Genomic DNA, 3,105 nt, shown 5'->3' with positions numbered 1-3,105 from the left:
GCACTAATGTTTGCATTTATTTTAGTGCTTGGAGCACTTGCTGCATGTAGCGGTTCTGGCGATGATGCCAGCGGTGACGAAGGAAATTCTGATGAGGGAAGTTCTAATGAATCAGGAGAGGAAGTTGCTGGTCCAATTGCAATCGATGGTTCTTCTACGGTTTACCCAATTATGGAAAACCTTACGTTCAGCTATCGTGAAGAGGCTCCTGAAGTTGAGACATCTCTAAACAGTTCAGGTTCCGGTGGTGGTTTCAAGAAATCCACTAAAGGTGAAATTGACCTAAGTAATGCTTCTCGTGAAATTAAAGAAGAAGAGAAGAAAATTGCTGAAGAAAATGGCGTTCAGCTTGAGCCGCTGACTCTTGCTTACGACGGTCTGTCTGTAGCAGTTAGTGCAAAAAATGATTTCGTTGAAAACCTTACAATTGAACAACTAAAACAAATTTTCCTTGAATCTTCTGATGCACAAATGTGGTCTGACATTAATCCGGAATGGCCGGATGAACAAATTGAAATCTTCGCCCCTGGGCATGATTCAGGTACTTTCGATTATTTCAATGAAGTTATTCTTGAAGAAAAACCTATGAAAGAAGGAGAAAATACAACTCTTTCTGAAGATGACAACGTTCTAGTACGCGGAATTGAAAATAACCCGAATGCAATCGGATTCTTCGGTTATGCTTACTATGCGGAAAATAAAGATGCCCTAAAAGTTCTGGGAATTGCTGAAGGGGATGCTGAACCTGTAAAACCTTCTGGTGAAACTATTCAAGACGGTTCTTACACTCCACTTTCCCGCCCACTATTCACTTATGTGAACGTAGAGTCTTATAAGAACAAGCCACAAGTTCGTGACTTCGTTGAGTACACATTAAACAATGCAGGAAAAGCTGCTGAAGAAGTTGGATATGTTGCTCTTCCTGAAGAGAAATATACAGAACAGCTAGATAAGGTTAAAGGCTGGGCTGAATAACTGATTTTTAAAACCTAAAAGGGTAGGTGAGGCCAGTCATTGGTCTCACCTTGCCTTATGGATGAGAGGAGTTTGAAAATGGACAAAGGTTTACAGTCAGAGGGAAATAAATTAAATGTCCAGGATCTAATTGAAAGAAACAAACAAAAGACAACGTTTGGACAGCGTGTAGAGAAGATTATTCCATGGTTTTTGCTGTTGTGTGCTATTATCAGCGTACTAACAACAGTCGGTATATTATTTACTTTACTACGTGAGTCTATTGGTTTCTTTTCTAATGTATCTATGATTGATTTCTATACAGGGACAAACTGGTCGCCGTGGTCGGGTGATTTTGGAGTTGCACCACTCATTGGTGGAACCTTACTCATTACATTGATCGCAACAGTTGTCGCTGTCCCATTAGGTCTTATGTCAGCCATATTTTTGAGTGAGTACGCTAACGACAAGGTGAGACGTGTGATTAAACCAATTTTGGAGGTTTTAGCAGGAATTCCTACTGTTGTTTACGGTTACTTTGCTTTAACGTTCGTAACTCCAATGTTCCAAAGTATTATTCCTGATCTAGGCATTTTCAACGCTTTAAGCGGTGGATTTGTTGTTGGGATTATGATTATTCCAATGGTAGCTTCTTTATCAGAAGATGCAATGAACTCTGTACCAAACTCACTTCGTGAAGGAGCATACGGTCTTGGAGCGACAAAGCTCGAAGTTGTATATAAGGTTGTACTTCCTGCTGCGCTTTCGGGAATCGTTGCCTCAATCGTGCTGGCTATCTCCCGTGCAATTGGTGAAACTATGATTGTAACAATTGCTGCAGGAGCTACACCGAACTTAACGTTTGATCCCACAGAGTCTATTCAGACGATGACAGCTTTTATTGTACAGGCTGCTACGGGGGATACAACGTTTGGCTCTACGATCTATTATAGTTTATATGCAGTTGGAATGACGCTATTCGTCTTCACCCTGGGTATGAACTTGTTAGCACAGTATATTTCACGTAAGTTCAGGGAGGAATATTAATGCTTGGACAAAATGAAGAAGGCATCAAGAAACGAATGAAAGGAAGAGTATTAAAAAATAAGATAATGATGGGTTTGTTCTTTCTAGCTACCTCCGTTGGTCTTATTTTTCTAGTACTGCTTTTTTACCGCGTATTGACTCAAGGAATTGGTTATTTAAACTGGAATTATCTAACTAGTGGACCAGCTCCTTATCCAGAAGAAGCAGGAATTTGGATAGGAATGATAGGATCCATTATGTTAATGGTTATAGTTGCGATTTTCTCTGTCGTGATAGGGGTAGCATCTGCTATTTATTTAGAGGAGTACGCGTCGCAAAATAAGTTTACAGAATTTATAAGAGTGAACATCTCGAACTTAGCAGGTGTACCATCTATTGTATTTGGGTTATTAGGTCTTACCTTCTTTGTTTATATGTTTAACTTTGGTTATACTTTAATTGCCGGAGGTTTAACGATGGCGTTACTGATATTGCCAGTTATTGTAGTATCCGCCCAGGAAGCTTTAAGATCGGTACCTATTGACCTGCATCAAGCTTCATTAGGGATGGGGGCCTCTAAATGGCAGACGATCGCACGTGTGATTCTGCCTGCAGCACTTCCTGGTATCCTGACTGGGACTATTATCGCTCTTTCAAGGGCTATTGGGGAAACAGCACCATTAATTATTGTCGGAGCTGCTACAGCCATTTATACGCTTCCAGATTCATTGCTTGCAAAGTATACAGTTATGCCGATCCAGATCTACAACTGGACCGGAAGACCTCAGGAAGAATGGCAGTTTGTAGCCGGAGCAGGTATTATCGTACTATTAGCAGTCCTGCTATTAATGAATTCAATTGCCGTATTAATTCGTAACAAATTTCAACAGCGTCTTTAATCAAGGATGAGGAGGGGTTTCACAATGACTAAAATCAGTGAAGAAACACAGGAGACCAAAACAGGTAGCGTAACCGCAAAACCTGTTGTTGAGAGAAAAGATAAACAGAAAAAGAGAGATAGTAAAAATGTTATGCAAGTAGAAGATTTGAATTTATGGTATGGAAGCAATCAAGCGCTTTATGAAATCAATATGGATATTCCAGAAAAACGGGTAACAGCCATTA

Annotated in this window: 3 protein-coding genes and 1 pseudogene; all 4 read left to right on the top strand. The window is 40.2% G+C overall.

The genetic code is table 11. The features are described 5' to 3' along the window. A partial coding sequence (locus WAM07_RS10980) for a phosphate ABC transporter substrate-binding protein PstS family protein (protein WP_422166821.1) occupies positions 1-975 on the top strand: 975 nt, incomplete at its 5' end. 78 nt (positions 976-1,053) lie between these two features. Continuing rightward, positions 1,054-2,001: a phosphate ABC transporter permease subunit PstC gene (gene pstC, locus WAM07_RS10975; protein ID WP_422166819.1), complete on the top strand. Its 948-nt coding sequence runs from the start codon at positions 1,054-1,056 to the stop codon at positions 1,999-2,001. Next, on the top strand, positions 2,001-2,879 hold the full coding sequence (gene pstA, locus WAM07_RS10970) for a phosphate ABC transporter permease PstA (RefSeq protein WP_422166817.1): 879 nt from the start codon (positions 2,001-2,003) through the stop codon (positions 2,877-2,879). The genes pstC and pstA overlap by 1 nt, the downstream gene beginning before the upstream one ends. Positions 2,880-2,903: 24 nt before the next feature. Beyond that, positions 2,904-3,105: pseudogene (locus WAM07_RS10965) on the top strand (phosphate ABC transporter ATP-binding protein); the annotation flags it as partial.

The sequence above is a fragment of the Halobacillus sp. genome (assembly GCF_049282395.1).
Taxonomy (GTDB): domain Bacteria; phylum Bacillota; class Bacilli; order Bacillales; family Halobacillaceae; genus Halobacillus.
This window is presented reverse-complemented; position numbering and strand designations above follow the sequence as displayed.